30 protein-coding genes are annotated in these 17019 nt (G+C 62.3%); all 30 read left to right on the top strand.

The window, feature by feature from the left end:
* Positions 1-335 (top strand): EF-Tu C-terminal domain-related protein (locus OUZ49_RS17880; RefSeq protein WP_484489078.1); only part of this gene is annotated, 335 nt, incomplete at its 5' end.
* A gap of 466 nt (positions 336-801) precedes the next feature.
* Positions 802-1113, top strand: coding sequence for a 30S ribosomal protein S10 (rpsJ, locus tag OUZ49_RS17875; RefSeq protein WP_014402136.1), 312 nt, complete (start codon positions 802-804; stop codon positions 1111-1113).
* Between the two features lie 20 nt (positions 1114-1133).
* Positions 1134-1775 (top strand): 50S ribosomal protein L3, encoded by a 642-nt coding sequence (gene rplC / locus OUZ49_RS17870; protein ID WP_130619920.1) that lies wholly within the window; start codon positions 1134-1136, stop codon positions 1773-1775.
* Between the two features lie 11 nt (positions 1776-1786).
* Positions 1787-2389: a 50S ribosomal protein L4 gene (rplD, locus tag OUZ49_RS17865; protein WP_266151958.1), complete on the top strand. Its 603-nt coding sequence runs from the start codon at positions 1787-1789 to the stop codon at positions 2387-2389.
* Positions 2386-2679: a 50S ribosomal protein L23 gene (gene rplW, locus OUZ49_RS17860; RefSeq protein WP_130619922.1), complete on the top strand. Its 294-nt coding sequence runs from the start codon at positions 2386-2388 to the stop codon at positions 2677-2679. The genes rplD and rplW overlap by 4 nt, the downstream gene beginning before the upstream one ends.
* Before the next feature lie 18 nt (positions 2680-2697).
* Positions 2698-3519, top strand: coding sequence for a 50S ribosomal protein L2 (rplB, locus tag OUZ49_RS17855; protein WP_266151957.1), 822 nt, complete (start codon positions 2698-2700; stop codon positions 3517-3519).
* 12 nt (positions 3520-3531) lie between these two features.
* Complete coding sequence (gene rpsS, locus OUZ49_RS17850; RefSeq protein WP_017461870.1) at positions 3532-3804, top strand: 30S ribosomal protein S19; 273 nt, start codon at positions 3532-3534, stop codon at positions 3802-3804.
* Positions 3804-4139: a 50S ribosomal protein L22 gene (gene rplV / locus OUZ49_RS17845; protein ID WP_131406549.1), complete on the top strand. Its 336-nt coding sequence runs from the start codon at positions 3804-3806 to the stop codon at positions 4137-4139. Before rpsS ends, rplV begins: the two co-directional genes overlap by 1 nt.
* A gap of 15 nt (positions 4140-4154) precedes the next feature.
* Positions 4155-4904, top strand: a complete 750-nt coding sequence (gene rpsC, locus OUZ49_RS17840; RefSeq protein ID WP_266151956.1) for a 30S ribosomal protein S3 — start codon at positions 4155-4157, stop codon at positions 4902-4904.
* 11 nt (positions 4905-4915) lie between these two features.
* A complete protein-coding gene (gene rplP, locus OUZ49_RS17835) occupies positions 4916-5329 on the top strand; it encodes a 50S ribosomal protein L16 (protein WP_266151955.1) in 414 nt (137 codons plus the stop codon).
* 1 nt (position 5330) lies between these two features.
* Positions 5331-5516, top strand: a complete 186-nt coding sequence (gene rpmC, locus OUZ49_RS17830; RefSeq protein WP_266151954.1) for a 50S ribosomal protein L29 — start codon at positions 5331-5333, stop codon at positions 5514-5516.
* Positions 5517-5528: 12 nt separating this feature from the next.
* Complete coding sequence (gene rpsQ, locus OUZ49_RS17825; RefSeq protein WP_266151953.1) at positions 5529-5789, top strand: 30S ribosomal protein S17; 261 nt, start codon at positions 5529-5531, stop codon at positions 5787-5789.
* A gap of 14 nt (positions 5790-5803) precedes the next feature.
* Positions 5804-6172 carry a 50S ribosomal protein L14 gene (gene rplN / locus OUZ49_RS17820; protein ID WP_038620422.1) on the top strand — a complete coding sequence of 123 codons (369 nt, stop codon included), beginning with the start codon at positions 5804-5806 and terminating at the stop codon, positions 6170-6172.
* Between the two features lie 14 nt (positions 6173-6186).
* The gene (gene rplX, locus OUZ49_RS17815; RefSeq protein WP_266151952.1) at positions 6187-6501 is read left to right on the top strand and encodes a 50S ribosomal protein L24; all 315 of its coding nucleotides are present in this window, start codon (positions 6187-6189) and stop codon (positions 6499-6501) included.
* A 7-nt stretch (positions 6502-6508) separates the two neighbouring features.
* The gene (rplE, locus tag OUZ49_RS17810) at positions 6509-7051 is read left to right on the top strand and encodes a 50S ribosomal protein L5 (protein WP_266151962.1); all 543 of its coding nucleotides are present in this window, start codon (positions 6509-6511) and stop codon (positions 7049-7051) included.
* 18 nt (positions 7052-7069) lie between these two features.
* On the top strand, positions 7070-7375 hold the full coding sequence (gene rpsN, locus OUZ49_RS17805; protein ID WP_131406561.1) for a 30S ribosomal protein S14: 306 nt from the start codon (positions 7070-7072) through the stop codon (positions 7373-7375).
* Positions 7376-7595: 220 nt separating this feature from the next.
* Positions 7596-7991 carry a 30S ribosomal protein S8 gene (gene rpsH, locus OUZ49_RS17800; protein ID WP_266151951.1) on the top strand — a complete coding sequence of 132 codons (396 nt, stop codon included), beginning with the start codon at positions 7596-7598 and terminating at the stop codon, positions 7989-7991.
* Positions 7992-8001: 10 nt separating this feature from the next.
* Positions 8002-8529 (top strand): 50S ribosomal protein L6, encoded by a 528-nt coding sequence (gene rplF, locus OUZ49_RS17795; RefSeq protein WP_266151950.1) that lies wholly within the window; start codon positions 8002-8004, stop codon positions 8527-8529.
* Positions 8530-8626: 97 nt separating this feature from the next.
* The gene (gene rplR, locus OUZ49_RS17790; protein ID WP_266151949.1) at positions 8627-8986 is read left to right on the top strand and encodes a 50S ribosomal protein L18; all 360 of its coding nucleotides are present in this window, start codon (positions 8627-8629) and stop codon (positions 8984-8986) included.
* Between the two features lie 117 nt (positions 8987-9103).
* Positions 9104-9613: a 30S ribosomal protein S5 gene (gene rpsE, locus OUZ49_RS17785; protein WP_266151948.1), complete on the top strand. Its 510-nt coding sequence runs from the start codon at positions 9104-9106 to the stop codon at positions 9611-9613.
* Positions 9606-9803, top strand: a complete 198-nt coding sequence (gene rpmD / locus OUZ49_RS17780) for a 50S ribosomal protein L30 (protein WP_114239844.1) — start codon at positions 9606-9608, stop codon at positions 9801-9803. The genes rpsE and rpmD overlap by 8 nt, the downstream gene beginning before the upstream one ends.
* 5 nt (positions 9804-9808) lie before the next feature.
* Positions 9809-10240: a 50S ribosomal protein L15 gene (gene rplO, locus OUZ49_RS17775; RefSeq protein WP_266151946.1), complete on the top strand. Its 432-nt coding sequence runs from the start codon at positions 9809-9811 to the stop codon at positions 10238-10240.
* 4 nt (positions 10241-10244) lie between these two features.
* Entirely contained in the window at positions 10245-11570 is a 1326-nt protein-coding gene (gene secY, locus OUZ49_RS17770) for a preprotein translocase subunit SecY (RefSeq protein WP_266151945.1), read from the top strand.
* 135 nt (positions 11571-11705) lie between these two features.
* Positions 11706-12062 (top strand): 30S ribosomal protein S13, encoded by a 357-nt coding sequence (rpsM, locus tag OUZ49_RS17765; protein ID WP_109126884.1) that lies wholly within the window; start codon positions 11706-11708, stop codon positions 12060-12062.
* Between the two features lie 12 nt (positions 12063-12074).
* Complete coding sequence (gene rpsK / locus OUZ49_RS17760; protein WP_007513384.1) at positions 12075-12461, top strand: 30S ribosomal protein S11; 387 nt, start codon at positions 12075-12077, stop codon at positions 12459-12461.
* An 11-nt stretch (positions 12462-12472) separates the two neighbouring features.
* Positions 12473-13099, top strand: a complete 627-nt coding sequence (rpsD, locus tag OUZ49_RS17755; RefSeq protein WP_266151943.1) for a 30S ribosomal protein S4 — start codon at positions 12473-12475, stop codon at positions 13097-13099.
* Positions 13100-13115: 16 nt separating this feature from the next.
* Entirely contained in the window at positions 13116-14114 is a 999-nt protein-coding gene (locus OUZ49_RS17750) for a DNA-directed RNA polymerase subunit alpha (RefSeq protein WP_266151942.1), read from the top strand.
* A gap of 210 nt (positions 14115-14324) precedes the next feature.
* Entirely contained in the window at positions 14325-14705 is a 381-nt protein-coding gene (rplQ, locus tag OUZ49_RS17745; protein ID WP_266151941.1) for a 50S ribosomal protein L17, read from the top strand.
* Between the two features lie 335 nt (positions 14706-15040).
* On the top strand, positions 15041-15538 hold the full coding sequence (locus OUZ49_RS17740; protein ID WP_266151940.1) for a disulfide bond formation protein B: 498 nt from the start codon (positions 15041-15043) through the stop codon (positions 15536-15538).
* 14 nt (positions 15539-15552) lie between these two features.
* Positions 15553-16935 carry a class II 3-deoxy-7-phosphoheptulonate synthase gene (locus tag OUZ49_RS17735; RefSeq protein WP_380004569.1) on the top strand — a complete coding sequence of 461 codons (1383 nt, stop codon included), beginning with the start codon at positions 15553-15555 and terminating at the stop codon, positions 16933-16935.
* The last annotated feature ends 84 nt before the right edge of the window (positions 16936-17019 follow it).

Here is a 17019-nt window from a genome sequence, read left to right as displayed (position 1 = left end):
GCGACGACGTGGAGCGTGGCCAGGTGCTGGCCAAGCCGGGCACGATCACCCCGCACACCGACTTCGAGGCTGAGGTCTATGTGCTGTCGAAGGACGAGGGTGGCCGTCATACGCCGTTCTTCAAGGGTTACCGTCCGCAGTTCTACTTCCGCACCACCGACGTGACTGGCGCCTGCCAGCTGCCGGAAGGCGTGGAGATGGTGATGCCGGGCGACAACGTGAAGATGGTGGTGTCCCTGATCCACCCGATCGCGATGGACGAAGGCCTGCGTTTCGCCATTCGCGAAGGCGGCCGCACCGTCGGCGCCGGCGTGGTGGCCAAGGTCATCAAGTAAGTCGTTCCAGTCGCTGTCGTTACGACGGCGACACAGGCTGGCCCGCCCGGATGGGCAGGGCCGCCTGAAGGGATCGCCGGAGGAGGCCGAGTCAGCCTTTCCTCCGGGCGATTCTTAAGCTATAGTATAGGGCTTGCCCGTCGACGAACCCTGGGTTGCGGTCGACAACACTGCGAAATGAGGCACAGGAAGTGCTTCGAGTTCGCTGACCTGGATGGTCGTGCACAAGAGAGGCTTGGGGCAACGGGGTATGACGCTCTGTTGACCGAAGCATTTCGCGTGTTTTATACTTTTCCGTCTGGGCGGGCCCGAATAGGGCCTGCCTAGTCTTTTAGGGTCAATCATGCGGCACGTAGTCGCTCGTCGCGATTGACTTGCAGTACTGCAGCGACGAATGGGTTGTGCGGGGCGGCGAGAAGCCATCCCGGTTCACAGTATTTGTTCTTTCGATAACAGGACACGGTTTATGGCGAACCAAAAGATTCGCATTCGGCTCAAGGCGTTCGATCATCGTCTGATCGACCGTTCGGCCAGCGAAATCGTCGAGACGGCCAAGCGCACCGGCGCTACGGTACTCGGTCCGATTCCGCTCCCGACCAAGATCGAGCGTTACACCATTCTGGTGTCGCCGCACGTCGACAAAGATGCCCGCGACCAGTACGAGACCCGTACGCACAAGCGCGTTTTGGACATCGTCGACCCCAACGACAAGACCGTGGACGCGCTCATGAAGCTTGATCTCGCCGCTGGCGTAGATGTTCAGATCAAGCTCGGCTGAGCGATAGATAGGATACGAAGATGAGTATCGGACTAGTTGGCCGCAAGTGCGGCATGAGCCGACTCTTCACTGAAGATGGACGCTCGATTCCGGTGACGCTGATTGAAGCCACCCCGAATCGCGTCACCCAGCTGAAGACGGAAGATAACGATGGCTACAGCGCTGTGCAGGTCGCAGCCGGCGTCAAGCGCGCCAGCCTGCTGACGCAGCCGCTGAAGGGTCACTACGCCAAGGCGAAGGTCGAGCCGGGTCGTGGTCTGTGGGAGTTCCGCGTGTCTGCCGACGATCTCGGCAAGTACAGCGTGGGCGCCGAGATCAAGGCCGATGACGTGTTCCAGGTCGGTCAGATTGTTGACGTGGCCGGCGTGTCGAAGGGCAAGGGCTTCCAGGGCGCGATCAAGCGTCACCACTTCACCATGGGCGACGCGACCCACGGTAACTCGCTGTCGCATCGTGCGCCGGGTTCTATCGGTCAGCGCCAGACCCCGGGTCGCGTGTTCCCGGGCAAGAAGATGGCAGGCCACATGGGTGCGGTGAACCGCACGCAGCAGGGCCTGGAAGTGGTCAAGGTCGACGCCGAGCGTCATCTGATCGCGGTGAAGGGCGCGGTGCCGGGTGCTACCGGCGGCGACGTCGTCATCCGTCCGACGACCAAGGGTTGAGGAGAGACGCCATGGAACTCAATGTTATTGGCGCCAAGCCGCTCAACGTGTCGGACGAAGTGTTCGGCGGTGAGCTCAAGCAGGCCCTGATCCACCAGGTCGTCGTCGCCTATCAGGCGGGCGGCCGTGCCGGCACCCAGTCGCAGCTTTCGCGCGGCGAAATGTCCGGTACCACCAAGAAGTTCAAGAAGCAGAAGGGCGGCGGCGCCCGTCACGGTGACTACCGTGCACCGATCTTTGTCGGTGGTGGCCGCACGTTCGCTGCCAAGCCGCGCAGCTACGAGCAGAAGGTCAACCGCAAGTCGTATCGCGTTGCCATCCGTTCGATCCTGTCCGAGCTGGTGCGCCAGGACCGTCTGAAGGTCGTCGAGAGCTTCGGCATCGACACCCCGAAGACCAAGGCGATGGTCGCCAAGCTGGCTGAGCTGCAGGTCTCGGGTCGTGTGCTGCTGGTGTCGGAAGACGCCAACGAAGCCACCTTCCTGGCCGCGCGCAACATCCCGTACATCCACGTGGTGGACGTGCTGGCGCTGAACCCGGTCAGCCTGGTCGGTTCGGACCACATCGTCATGACCGTCGATGCGGTGAAGAAGATCGAGGAGTGGCTGGCATGAGCAACGAACGCATTCTGAATACGCTGCGTGCGCCGCACATCTCGGAAAAGGCCGCGCGCCTGGCCGAGAAGAACCAGTACGTATTCGTGGTCGCCCCCGAGGCAACCAAGGCCGATGTCCGCGCTGCGGTGGAACAGATGTTCGACGTCAAGGTCGAGCAGGTGAACCTCGTCAATGCCAAGGGCAAGGTTAAGTCCTTCCGTTTTCGCGCTGGCAATCGCCAGGGCAAGCGCAAGGCCTATGTTCGCCTCGCCGATGGTCAGACCATCGACGTGTCGTCCAAGGCCTGAGCCAGGAGTTGAATTGAGATGGCACTGATCACTCATAAGCCGACCTCCCCAGGACGCCGCGACGCAGTCAGCGTCCGCACCGAGGGTCTGCACAAGGGCGCGCCGTACGCGGCGTTGACCGAGGCAAAGACCAAGAACGGCGGTCGCAACCACTACGGTCGCATCACCGTTCGTCACCAGGGTGGCGGTCACAAGCAGCGTTACCGCATCATCGACTTCAAGCGCGACAAGGAAGGCATTGCCGCCCGCGTCGAGCGCATTGAATACGATCCGAACCGCACCGCGCACATCGCGTTGCTGTGCTACGCCGACGGCGAGCGCCGTTACATCATCGCGCCGAAGGGCGTGCAGGCGGGTGACCGCCTGGTGTCCGGCAGCGACGCGCCGATCAAGGCCGGCAACAGCCTGCCGCTGCGCGCCATCCCGGTCGGTAGCACGATCCACTGCATCGAGATGAAGCCGGGCAAGGGCGCGCAGATCGCTCGTTCCGCCGGCGCTTCGGTCCAGCTGGTCGCCCGCGAGTCGGGTTACGCCACGCTGCGTCTGCGCTCCGGCGAGATGCGCCGCGTGCCGGTCGACTGCCGCGCCACCATCGGCGAAGTCGGCAACAGCGAGCACAGCTTGAAGAAGCTGGGCAAGGCTGGCGCCAAGCGTTGGTTGGGCATCCGTCCGACCGTTCGCGGTGTGGTGATGAACCCGGTCGACCATCCGCATGGCGGTGGTGAAGGCAAGACCTCCGGCGGCCGTCATCCGGTCAGCCCGTGGGGTACGCCGACCAAGGGTTACAAGACGCGCAATAACAAGCGCACCCAGCAGTTCATCGTGCGTCGTCGCAAGTAATAGGAAACGATTATGCCGCGCTCTCTAAAGAAAGGTCCGTTTGTCGACCTGCACCTCGTAAAGAAGGTGGAAGCCGCCGTTTCCGCCAACAACAAGCGTCCGATCAAGACCTGGTCGCGCCGCTCGATGATCCTGCCGGAGATGGTCGGCCTGACCATCGCCATCCACAATGGCCGTCAGCATGTCCCCGTGCTGGTCAATGAGAACATGGTCGGGCACAAGCTCGGCGAGTTCGCAGTGACCCGTACCTTCAAGGGCCATGGCGGCGATAAGAAGGGCAAGTGATGAGCACTGAAGCCAAAGCGATCCTGCGCAGCGCCCGCATTTCGGCGCAGAAGGCACGCCTGGTTGCCGATCTGGTCCGCGGTATGCCCGTGGGCCGGGCCAGCGATGTGCTGCAATTCACCAACAAGAAGGCCGCAACCCTTGTTCGCAAGGTGCTGCTGTCGGCCGTCGCCAACGCCGAGAACAACCTCGGCGCTGATGTGGACGAGCTGAAGGTCTCGCGCATCTTCGTGGACGAAGGTCCGGCGATGAAGCGTATGTACGCCCGCGCCAAAGGCCGCGGTTCCCGCATCCTGAAGCGCACGAGCCACATCACTGTGGTCGTTGGCAACTGACTGAGGACGTAGACGATGGGTCATAAAGTTCATCCCACCGGTATCCGCCTCGGCATTGCCAAGGACTGGAACTCGAAGTGGTACGCCAATAAGGGCGAATACGCCCAGTACCTCGCGGCCGACCTTAAGGTCCGTGAGATGCTGCGCAAGAAGCTGGCTCAGGCCGGCATTTCGAAGATCCTCATCGAGCGTCCGGCCAAGACCGCACGCGTGACGATCCACACCGCCCGTCCGGGCGTGGTGATCGGCAAGAAGGGCGAGGATATCGAGAAGCTGCGCAAGGAAGTGAGCGACATGATGGGCGTTCCGGCGCACATCAACGTCAGCGAAGTGCGCAAGCCTGAGCTGGACGCGCAGCTGGTTGCCGAGTCGATCGCGCAGCAGCTGGAGCGTCGCATCATGTTCCGCCGCGCCATGAAGCGTGCGGTCGGCAATGCGATGCGCCTGGGCGCCCTGGGTATCAAGATCAATGTCTCTGGCCGTCTGAACGGCGCCGAGATTGCCCGTTCCGAATGGAGCCGTGAAGGTCGCGTGCCGCTGCATACGCTGCGCGCCGACATCGATTACGGCTTCGCCGAGGCGAAGACCACCTACGGCATCATCGGCATCAAGGTGTGGGTCTACAAGGGCGAGATCTTCGATCTGTCCCAGATCAGCCAGGAGTCGAAGGAAGAGCAGTCCCAGCCGCGCCGTGAGGGTGGTGAGGGTCGTCGTGATGCGCGTCGCGAGGGCGGTGAAGGCCGTCGCGAGCGGACGGCGAAGTAAGGAGAGTTGCCATGCTGCAACCTAAGCGAACCAAATACCGTAAGCAGTTCAAGGGCCGTAACGACGGTCTGGCCTTCTGCTCCAACCTCGTCAGTTTTGGCGAGTATGGCCTGAAGGCAACCACGCACGGCGCGCTGACCGCACGCCAGATCGAGGCCGCCCGTCGTTGCATCACCCGCTTCGTCAAGCGTGGTGGCAAGCTCTGGATCCGTGTCTACCCCGACAAGCCGATCACCAAGAAGCCCATCGAAGTTCGAATGGGTGCAGGTAAGGGTGGCGTCGAGTACTGGGTAGCCCCGATCCAGCCGGGCCGCATGCTTTATGAAATCGAGGGTATCGACGAGGCAACTGCACGCGAGGCGTTCCGCCTGGCTGCTGCCAAGCTCTCGGTCCAGACCCAATTCGTGACCCGGGCGGTGATGTGATATGGCCATCAAAGAACTAACCACCAAGACGGCCGAAGAGCTGAACAAGCATCTGCTGGATCTGCGTAAAGAGCAGTTCAACCTGCGCATGCAGAAAGGCACCGGCCAGCTCAACCAGCCGCACCAGCTGCGCCGCGTTCGGCGCGACATCGCCCGCACGAAGTTCGTGCTCGGCGGCAAGAAGTAAGGGACGGCCGATATGAGCGACAACAAGAAGCAGACGCGCACCCTCGAGGGCCGCGTCATCAGCAACAAGATGGACAAGACGGTCACCGTCCTGATCGAGCGCCAGGAACAGCATCCGCTGATCGGCAAGATCATTCGACGTTCGACCAAGCTGCATGCGCAGGACGACCTGGGCGCGAACGAGGGTGACCTCGTCCGCATCGCCGAGTGCCGCCCCTTGTCCAAGACCAAACATCACCGCGTGGTTGAAATCATCACGCGCGCTGCCGTCTAAGGGAGGGTGCAAACATGATCCAGATGCAAAGCACGCTTTCCGCAGCGGACAACAGCGGCGCACGTGAACTGATGTGCATCAAGGTGCTCGGCGGCTCCAAGCGCCGTTACGCCGCCATCGGTGACGTGATCAAGGTCACCGTGAAAGATGCCATCCCCCGTGGCAAGGTGAAGAAGGGTGAGGTGTACAACGCCGTGGTGGTTCGTACCGCCAAGGGTGTGCGCCGTCCCGATGGCTCGCTGATCCGTTTCGACGGCAATGCAGCGGTGCTCCTCAACAACAAGCTCGAGCCGATCGGCACCCGTATTTTCGGACCGGTCACTCGCGAGCTGCGCAGCGAGAAGTTCATGAAGATCGTCTCTCTCGCGCCCGAAGTGCTCTGAGCGGAGATCAGACCATGAACCGTATCCGCAAGGGTGATCAGGTCCTCGTGATCACCGGCAAAAACAAGGGTCAGCGCGGCGACGTGCTGCGCGTTGATGGCGATCGCGTGTTCGTCTCCAACGTGAATCTGATCAAGCGTCACACCAAGCCGAATCCGCAGGCCAACCAGGCCGGCGGCATCGTCGAGCGTGAGGCTTCGATCCATATCTCCAACGTGCAGCTGTTCAACCCCGCCACGAACAAGGGTGAACGCGTAGGTGCCAAGACGCTCTCTGATGGGCGCAAGGTCCGCGTGTTCCGTTCGTCTGGCGAGGTCGTGGACGCGTAAGGAATCAATCATGACGCGCCTTGAAAGTTTTTATAAAGACCAGGTAGTGAAGAAGCTCACCGAGCGCTTCGGCTACGAGAACGTGATGCAGGTTCCCCGCATCACCAAGATCACGCTGAACATGGGCGTGGGCGAAGCGGCGGGCAACAAGAAAGTGCTCGAGAACGCCGTGGCCGACATGGCGAAGATCGCCGGTCAGAAGCCGATCACGACCAAGGCGCGCGTTTCCGTCGCCTCGTTCAAGATCCGCGACGGCTGGCCGATTGGTTGCAAGGTCACCTTGCGCCGCGCCCAGATGTGGGAGTTCCTCGACCGCCTGATCAACATCTCGCTGCCGCGTACGCGCGACTTCCGTGGTGTGTCCGGTCGCGCCTTCGACGGCCGTGGCAACTACAACTTCGGTGTGAAGGAACAGATCATCTTCCCCGAAATCGATTTCGACGCGATCGACGCGCTGCGTGGCATGGATATCTCCATCACCACCACCGCCAAGACCGACGAAGAAGCCAAGGCGTTGCTGGAAGCCTTCAGCTTCCCGTTCCGCAACTGATACACGCGAGAGATACCTATGGCAAAGACCTCGATGGTCAACCGCGATATCAAGCGGACCAAGCTCGTCAAGAAGTACGCCGCCAAGCGCGCCGAACTGAAGGCGATCGTGCTGAGCCCCACCGCCTCCTACGAGGAGAAGATGGAAGCCCAGACCAAGCTGCAGAAGCTGCCGCGCGACGCGAGCCCGTCTCGCCAGCGCACCCGCTGCGCTCTGACTGGTCGTCCGCGCGCCGTGTACCAGAAGTTCGGCCTCGGCCGCAACAAGCTGCGCGAAGCCACCATGCGTGGTGACGTTCCTGGCCTGCGCAAGGCCAGCTGGTAAGACCTCAAACTGGGCGATGACGGGCTTCGGTCCGTCCTCACTCGATGCAGTGGCGGGCCTGGGCCTGCCGCTGTTGGTGCGATTGACGCACGGATGTTCGCAAAATCGGAAAAAGCTGCTATAGTCGATGGTCTGCATCAAGCAGACCGGCGCTATGCCGGCTCACAATTGAATTGATTTCCGGTTTTTCGGATATCGGTGCACTCTGAAGGATGTTTTCATGAGCATGACTGATCCCATCGCCGATCTGTTTACGCGCATCCGCAATGCCCAGCTCACGGGCAAGCAGGCCGTAAACATGCCATCGTCGAAGCTGAAGGTGGCGATCGCCAACCTTCTCAAGAATGAGGGCTATATCCTCGACGCCAAGACCTCCACCGAGGAGGGCAAGCCGGTGCTCGAGATCAAGCTCAAGTATTTCGAAGGCCGTCCGGCCATTGAGACCATTAGCCGTATCAGCCGCTCCGGCCTCCGCGTCTATCGCGGCAAGGACGAGTTGCCGAAGGTCCTTGGCGGTCTCGGTATTTCGATCATCTCGACTTCTGCCGGTCTGCTGACCGACGCGCAGGCCCGTGCCAAGGGTCTGGGCGGCGAAGTTATCGGTCTGGTCGCATAAGGAGCCGACGATGTCCCGTGTAGCCAAGAAACCGATTTCCCTGCCGAAGGGCGTGGAGCTCAAGGTCGATGCCAACGGCATCACCGTCAAGGGCGCCAAGGGCACCCTGTCGACCCACGCGCTTCCGGGCGCTTCCGTGGTCGTCGACAACGGCGTGGCCACGATCCAGGTTGCCGAAGGTGCTGACGACAAGTTCGGCGGTACCCTGCGCGCGCTGGTCGCCAACATGGTCAAGGGTGTTTCCGACGGTTATGAGCGCAAGCTCGAGCTGGTCGGCGTGGGTTACCGCGCCTCGATGGCCGGCAAGTCGCTGAACATCGCCCTGGGCTTCTCCCATCCGGTCGTGTTCGAAGCGCCGGAAGGTATCAGCATCGAAACCCCGACGCAGACCGAAATCCTGATCAAGGGTTCGGACAAGCAGCGCGTGGGTGAGGTGGCTGCCAAGATCCGTTCGTTCCGTCCGCCGGAGCCCTATAAGGGCAAGGGCGTTCGTTACTCGGGCGAGAAGATCACGCTGAAGGAAGCCAAGAAGGCTTAAGTGAGTTAGTACGCTGTCCCTGCGTGTGGGGGCGGCCATCCATGGCCGCACTCTTCACAAAGAACCGCAACTACTTGCCGATCCGCTTCCAGGAACTATGACTATGAACAAGAACGAATCCCGTCTGCGTCGCGCCAAGTCGACCCGCTCGCACATCCGTACGCTCGGTGTCGCGCGCCTGTCGGTGCATCGCACCGGTCAGCACCTGTACGCACAGGTGTTCGACGCTTCCGGCAAGAACGTGGTGGCTGCGGCCTCCACGGTGCAGAAGTCGGTGGCTGAGGGCCTGAAGGGCACCAAGAACCTTGAGGCGGCCCAGGCCGTCGGCAAGGCGGTGGCCGAGCGCGCGCTGGCTGCTGGTATTGAAGCTGTGGCGTTCGATCGCTCGGGCTTCCGTTACCACGGTCGCATCAAGGCTCTGGCCGATGCGGCTCGCGAAGCCGGCTTGAAGTTCTAAGCCGGTCGGAGTTCGGCGCCGGCAACCGTCGGCGCTTGATTCCACCTGAAGTACCTACAACTCCAAGCGGCTCAGCCGCAAGCAAAGTCCCGGTTCGCCGGGCATACGGAAAAGAACATGTCTTCTACCGATCGCGAAAATTCAGACGGCCTGCTGGAAAAGCTGATTGCCGTCAACCGCGTGGCCAAGACCGTCAAGGGTGGCCGCCAAATGAGCTTCACCGCGCTGACCGTGGTCGGCGACGGCGAGGGCAAGGTCGGCTTCGGCTATGGCAAGGCGCGTGAAGTGCCGGTCGCCATCTCCAAGGCCATGGAACGCGCCCGTCGCAACATGGTGAACATCGATCTGAACAACGGCACCCTTTGGTACGCCATCAAGGCCAACCACGGCGCAGCCCGCGTGTTCATGCAGCCGGCTTCCGAAGGTACCGGCGTCATCGCCGGCGGCGCCATGCGCGCTGTGCTGGAAGTGGTCGGTGTGAAGAACGTGCTGGCCAAGGCCGTTGGTTCGCGCAACCCGATCAATCTGGTGCGCGCCACCATCAAGGGCCTGCAGGCCGTTGCCTCGCCGAAGCAGATCGCTGCCAAGCGCGGCAAGACCCTGGAAGAGGTGCTGGGCAATGGCTAAGAACAACGAAACCGCCGCCACCGTGCGCGTGCGCCTGGTCAAGGGCCTGCGCGGTGTGCAGAGCCGTCATCGCCTGAGCGTGAAGGCGCTCGGCCTGAACAAGCTCAACGATGTCCGTGAATTGAAGGACAGCCCGCAAGTGCGTGGCTTGATCAACACGGTCTATTACCTGGTGCGGGTCGAGGAGTAAGCATCATGCGTCTTAATGACATCAAGCCGGCCGCCGGTTCCCGCAAGACCCGCCTTCGCGTGGGTCGCGGTATCGGTTCGGGCCTGGGCAAGACCGCCGGTCGCGGTCACAAGGGTCAGCACGCTCGCGCGGGCGGTACCCACAAGTACGGTTTCGAAGGCGGCCAGATGCCGCTGCAGCGCCGCCTGCCGAAGGTCGGTTTCCGTTCGCTGAAGAAGGCCGAGAGCCAGGAAGTGTTCCTGTACCAGCTCGCCTCCCTCAAGGCTGACGTGATCGACGCGATCGTCCTGCACCAGGCCGGTCTCATCGACAGCCGCGCCAAGAAGGTCAAGGTCGTCGCCAAGGGCGAAATCGGCCGTGCGGTCAAGCTTTCCGGCGTGCTCGCCACGGCCGGCGCCAAGGCAGCGATTGAAGCTGCCGGCGGCAGCGTGGAGTAATCACGTGGCGTCAGCCCAGGGCACATCGCTCGGATCGCTCGGCAAGCTGACGGAACTGCGTCAGCGCATCTTCTTTGTGATTGGTGCGCTGATCGTCTTCCGTCTCGGTTCCTTCATCCCGGTTCCCGGCGTCAATCCGGAAGCCATGACGAACCTCATCGAGCAGGGCGGCGGCCTGATGAACATGTTCAACATGTTCTCGGGTGGCTCGCTGGCACGCTTCTCGGTGTTCGCGCTCGGCGTGGTGCCGTACATCTCTGCCTCCATCGTGGTGCAGATGATGGGTTCGGTGATCCCGAGCCTGCAGGCCCTGCGCAAGGAAGGTGAGGCAGGTCGTCGCAAGATGACCACCTACACACGCTTCGGCACGGTCGGTCTGGCGGCGTTCCAGGCGTTCAGCATCGCCATGGCGTTGCAGAAGCAGACCGCCCTGGGTGGCGCGCCGGTGGTGTATACGCCTGGCATGGGTTTCGTCATGTCGTCGGTGGTTGGCCTCACGGCCGGCACGATGTTCCTGATGTGGCTGGGTGAGCAGATCACCGAGCGTGGTATCGGCAACGGCATTTCGCTGCTGATCTTCGCCGGCATCGTCTCGGGCCTGCCCGGTGCGGTGGCGCATACCCTGACCATGGCAAGCAACGGCGAGCTGTCCGTGATCAAGATGATCATGGTGGTGGGTCTGATTCTCGCAGTGACGGCGTTCGTGGTCTTCATGGAGCGCGCCCAGCGGCGCATTACCGTGAACTACGCACGGCGCTCCGGCGGGCAGCGGGCCTATATGAACCAGACCTCGCATTTGCCGCTCAAGATCAACATGTCGGGTGTGATTCCGCCGATCTTCGCCTCGAGCCTGCTGTTGTTCCCGGCAACCGCGGCGAGCTGGTTCGGCGCTGGGCATCCGGCGCGCTGGGTGCAGGAACTGACCCAGGCGTTGACCCCGGGCGAGCCTCTGTACGACATCGTCTTTGCAGTGCTGGTGATCACGTTCGCCTTCTTCTACACGGCGATCGTGTTCAATTCGCAAGAAACTGCAGACAATCTGAAGCGCTCCGGCGCTCTGATTCCGGGCATCCGCCCGGGCCGCTCTACGGCGGACTACATCGACAACGTCATGACCCGTCTCACCGGTGTCGGCGCGTTGTACCTGGTGCTGGTCTGTCTGGTTCCATCGTTCATGCAAAAAGCTTGGCACGTCCCGTTCTACTTCGGCGGCACCTCTCTGCTGATCGTGGTGGTTGTGGTGATGGATTTTACTGCTCAGGTGCAGGCGCACTTGGTCAGTCACCAGTACGAAAGTCTGCTCAAGAAGGCCAATCTCCGCCGCAACTGATGGCTGCTGGGGTGGTAGAGCTTGGTCCGGATCGGAGAGTGGCGGCACCTGGGTGCCGCAGGGCTTTCCTGTTGGGTTAATTAAGGTTAGAATTGCGCGTTTACCGCGCACGAAACGCATCGGAGAAAGTACATCATGGCGCGCATCGCGGGTGTCAATTTGCCGGTCCAGAAGCATGTCTGGGTTGGCCTGCAAAGCATTTATGGGATCGGCCGCAGCCGGGCCAAGAAGGTCTGTGTGGACGCGGGCGTGGTTCCCACCACGCAGATCAAGTCCCTGAGTGAGGGCGAAGTCGAGAAGCTTCGTCACGAAATCGGCAAGTATGTCGTCGAAGGCGATCTTCGTCGCGAAGTGGGTATCGCCATTAAGCGTCTGATGGATCTGGGTTGCTACCGCGGCCTGCGCCATCGTCGTGGTTTGCCGGTGCGCGGCCAGCGCACGCGTACCAACGCACGTACCCGCAAGGGTCCTCGTCGCGCGATCAAGAAGTAACGGATCCCGAATATGGCTAAGCCGGTCAAGACCAAGAAGAAGATCAAGCGCGTTGTCACGGATGCCGTGGCCCACGTGCAAGCCTCCTTCAACAACACCATCGTCACGATCACCGATCGCCAGGGCAATGCCCTGTCGTGGGCGACGGCGGGCGGCGCGGGTTTCCGCGGCTCGCGCAAGTCGACCCCGTTTGCAGCGCAGGTTGCCGCCGAAAAGGCTGGCCGCGCCGCTGGCGACTACGGCGTGAAGACCGTGGAAGTCCGCATCAAGGGCCCCGGCCCGGGCCGCGAGTCGGCCGTGCGTTCGCTGAACGCTCTGGGCTACAAGGTCCTCAACATCATCGACGTCACGCCGATTCCGCATAACGGCTGCCGTCCCCCCAAGAAGCGTCGAGTCTAAGGAGCATACCCATGGCCCGTTATCGTGGAGCTACCTGCAAACTCGCCCGTCGTGAGGGTGCAGATCTCAGCCTGAAGAGTCCGGCTCGCGCCATCGACTCCAAGTGCAAGCTGGAAAACAAGCCCGGCCAGCATGGCGCCAACAAGCGCATGCGCATGTCGGACTATGCGAACCAGCTGCGTGAAAAGCAGAAGGTCAAGCGCATCTACGGTGTGCTTGAGCGTCAGTTCAGCAACTACTACGCCAAGGCGTCGACCCTCAAGGGCAATACGGGTGAAAACCTGCTGCGCCTGCTCGAGAGCCGTCTGGACAACGTTGTCTACCGTATGGGTTTCGCAGTGACGCGTGCCCAGGCCCGTCAGCTGGTCAGCCACAAGGCTGTGCTGGTCAATGGCAAGAAGGTGAACATTCCTTCCTACCAGGTGCGTCCGGGTGATGCAGTGGCGCTCACCGAGCGTGCTCGTACCCAGCTGCGCGTGCAGGAAGCGGCAACCGTGTTTGACACCATGGACCTGCGCCCCCAGTGGGTGGAAGTCGATGCCAAGAAGTTCGAGGGCACGTTCAAGTCGATGCCGGACCGCGGTGATCTGCCGTCCGATATCAACGAGAGCCTGATCGTCGAGCTTTACTCGAAGTAATCAACCGGAGCCCTGCATGGCAGTTTCGTCTACTAGCGTGCTGCGGCCTCGCGGCCTCAGCGTCGAGCAACTCGGAGCCAACCGCGCCAAGGTGGTGGTCGAGCCGCTCGAGCGTGGTTTCGGCCACACCCTGGGCAACGCGCTGCGCCGCGTGCTGCTCTCCTCGATCCCTGGCAGTGCCATCGTCGAGGTGGAAATTGATGGCGTGCTGCACGAGTACACCACGCTTGAGGGCCTGCAGGAGGACGTGATCGAAGTCCTGCTGAACCTCAAGGACGTGGCTATCCGTCAGCATTCGGGTGACGAAGTCACCCTGACCTTGGCCAAGAAGGGCAAGGGCGTGGTCACCGCCGGCGATATCGCCGTCGACCACTCGGTGGAAATCATCAACCCCGAGCACGTGATCTGCCACCTGACCAAGGACATCGCACTCAACATGCGCCTGAAGGTGCGTCGCGGCGTCGGCTACCAGCCGGCCAGCGCGCGCCAGCACCCGGACGACGAAGCTCGTCCGATCGGTCGCCTGCAGCTCGACGCGTCGTTCGCGCCGGTCCTGCGCGTGGCCTACGAAGTTGACGCTGCCCGTGTGGAACAGCGCACCAACCTCGACAAGCTGGTGCTGGATATCGAGACCAACGGCACCATCGGTGCGGAAGACGCGGTTCGCAAGGCCGCTGAAATCCTCAACGACCAGCTGTCGGTGTTCGGTGACTTCTCGCGTCGCGAGAGCGCGACCGACAAGGCAGAGAAGGGCGGTTTCGACCCGCTGCTGCTGCGTCCGATTGACGATCTGGAGCTCACCGTGCGTTCGGCTAACTGCCTGAAGGCCGAGAGCATCTATTACATCGGCGATCTGGTGCAGAAGACCGAAGTCGAGCTGCTGAAGACGCCGAACCTCGGCAAGAAGTCCCTGACCGAAATCAAGGACGTGCTGGGTGGTCGTGGTCTGGCCCTGGGCATGAAGCTCGAGAACTGGCCGCCGCCGGGCTTGTCCCACGGCATGCAGTTGGGCTGATGTTTCACGGGGCGATCGCTTTTCGATCGCCCCGATCCTTTGCAAGAACCGGCGGATGCGTCGCGCATTTCCACCGGAAATCCATAGCGGTCCATAGAGGCCGTGCTCTTATAACGAGGCGTTCTGACAGCCTCGAATAGCGGGTAACCGCGGGAAGTCGGCTCATCCTGACCGGCTTTTCATAACAATAGACTTTAGAGAGTAAACGCCATGCGCCACCAGAAATCCGGTCGCAAGCTCAATCGCACGAGCAGCCACCGCGAAGCCATGTTCAAGAACATGGCCTCGTCGCTGTTCAAGCACGAGCTGATCCGCACCACCCTTCCCAAGGCGAAGGAACTCCGTCGCGTCGCCGAGCCGCTCATCACGCTCGCCAAGACCGATGGCGTCGCCAATCGCCGCCTCGCTTTCGCGCGTCTGCGTGACAAGCAGGCCGTGGGCAAGCTGTTCGTCGAGCTCGGCCCGCGTTACCGCGAGCGTCCCGGCGGCTACCTGCGCATCCTCAAGTGCGGCTTCCGCCCCGGCGACAATGCGCCGATGGCCTACGTCGAGCTGGTCGATCGCCCGCGCGTCGAAGAAGCTGCCGAGTAAGCAGTTTCCATAAGTGTTCCAGCAGACCCCGGCCGGTTTACCTGCCGGGGTTTTTGCTTTTCAGGGATGTCACTCTTGTGTGGGAGCGCACCCTGTGCGCGAAAAGCCTCCTGTAGGAGCGCACCCAGTGCGCGAAAAGCCTACGGAGCGAAGTCGCCAGGCCTTTCCCACAAACGCCGCCTCACTAGGAAAGCCCTCCGCACCCCGGTCGCGCACTGGGTGCGCTCCTACAGGGAGAGAGAGAGGTAGGTGCGGCGAATGGAGGCGCTTGGGCAGGGCTGACAGCGTCGCGGCAAGCGGTTAATGTCGCTCTTTCGCAACGCAACATGGCCGTCATGAATCCATTCCGTTGGTCGTACCGGACTACCTATCTCGCTGGTTTCGTCATCTGTACAGCGCTGTTGGGCTACGCCCTCTACGCCGAGCACGTGCTGGGCATGATTCCGTGCCCGCTGTGCATCTTCCAGCGCATTGCCTTCCTGGTGATGGCGGTGTTTTTCCTGATCGGTGGCCTGCATGCGCCGCGCGCCGGCGGTCGTTGGGTGTATACCGTAGGAGTTCTGGTCGGTGCCTTGGCTGGCGTCGCCATCGCAGGCAGGCATTTGTGGCTGCAGACGCTGCCGGCCGACCAGATTCCGTCCTGTGGCCCCAATCTTGGCTACATGATGGATACCTTCCCGTTCGCCAAGGTGCTCAAGATGGTGTTCACCGGTTCGGGTGAGTGCGCCAAGATCGAGCCCGTATTCGGCTTGCCGATGCCGGCCTGGACGCTCGCCTGGTACGTTCTGTTGGCGGTTGTCGCCGTCTATGCGGCCGCGCGCAAGCGCGCCTGATGGGTTGTTCTCAGATGTCCCACGTCATGTCGATTGGCCCCGCATCCATTCAAGTTCCAGCCGGCTGGAGCCCTGGCAGCTGGCAGCAGCGCCAGGCCCTGCAGCAGCCCCTGTATGAGGATGCAGCCGAGCTCGAGCGCGCCACCAGCCAACTTGCCTCACTGCCGCCGCTGGTCACCTCCTGGGAGGTGCTGGCGCTCAAGCAGGCCCTGGCCGATGCGCAGGAAGGCCAGCGCTTTCTGCTGCAGGGCGGTGACTGCGCCGAAAGCTTTGCCGATTGCACCAGCCCGATCATTTCCAATCGGCTCAAGGTGCTGCTGCAGATGAGCCTGGTGCTGGTGCATGGCTTGAAAAAGCCGGTACTGCGGGTGGGTCGCTTCGCCGGCCAGTACGCGAAACCGCGCTCGACCGACACGGAAACCCGTGACGGCGTCACCTTGCCGAGCTTCCGTGGCGATCTGGTCAACAGCCCGGATTTCACGCCAGCGGCGCGCCGCGCCGACCCGCAGCGACTGATTCAGGCACATGCGCACTCTGCGCTGACCATGAATTTCGTGCGGGCCCTGATCGACGGCGGTTTCGCCGACCTGCATCACCCCGAATACTGGGACCTGGCCTGGGTCGAGCATTCGCCGCTGGCGGTGGAGTACCGACGCATGGTGGCGGCGATCGGCGACTCGCTGCGCTTCATGGAAACCCTGGCCGGTCCGATTGCCGGCTTCTCGCGGGTCGACTTCTTCACCTCGCACGAAGCGCTGCTGCTGCATTACGAAGAGGCGCTGACGCGCCAGGTGCCGAGGCATCGTGGCTGGTTCAACCTGTCCACCCATTTCCCCTGGATCGGCATGCGCACGGCCGCGCTGGACGGGGCGCACGTGGAGTACTTCCGCGGCATCCGCAACCCCATCGCCGTGAAGGTTGGGCCGTCGGTCACGCCGGCACAGTTGCTGCCGTTGATCGAGGCGCTCAATCCCGAGGATGAGCCGGGCAGGCTGACCCTGATCCATCGCATGGGCCATGCGCAGATCGGCAGCGCCCTGCCGCCGCTGCTCGAGGCGGTGAAGCGTGAGGGCCGGCGCGTGTTGTGGGTGGCGGACCCCATGCACGGCAACACTGAAACCACCTCGAACGGCTACAAGACGCGCCGTTTTGACAATATTCGCGGCGAGCTGGACCAGGCCTTCGACATCCATGCGGCGGCCGGCACGCGGCTGGGCGGCGTGCACCTGGAGCTGACCGGCGAGGACGTGACCGAGTGCATGGGCGGGGCGCGAGATCTGAATGAGGCGGACCTGGACCGAGCCTACAAATCCATGGTCGACCCGCGCCTCAACTACGAACAATCGCTGGAGCTGGCGATGCTGATCGTGCGTAAGTCGGCGGGAGTGCGCGGCTGACGGGTTGCCCGGTGGGTCAAGAGGCGGCGCCTCGTCATGCTGAAAAGCCCGGCTAAAGCCGGGCTTTTCTTTTGCGTGATGCCG

The organism is Dyella halodurans, from assembly GCF_026283925.1.
GTDB classification, from domain to species: domain Bacteria; phylum Pseudomonadota; class Gammaproteobacteria; order Xanthomonadales; family Rhodanobacteraceae; genus Dyella; species Dyella halodurans.
This window is presented reverse-complemented; position numbering and strand designations above follow the sequence as displayed.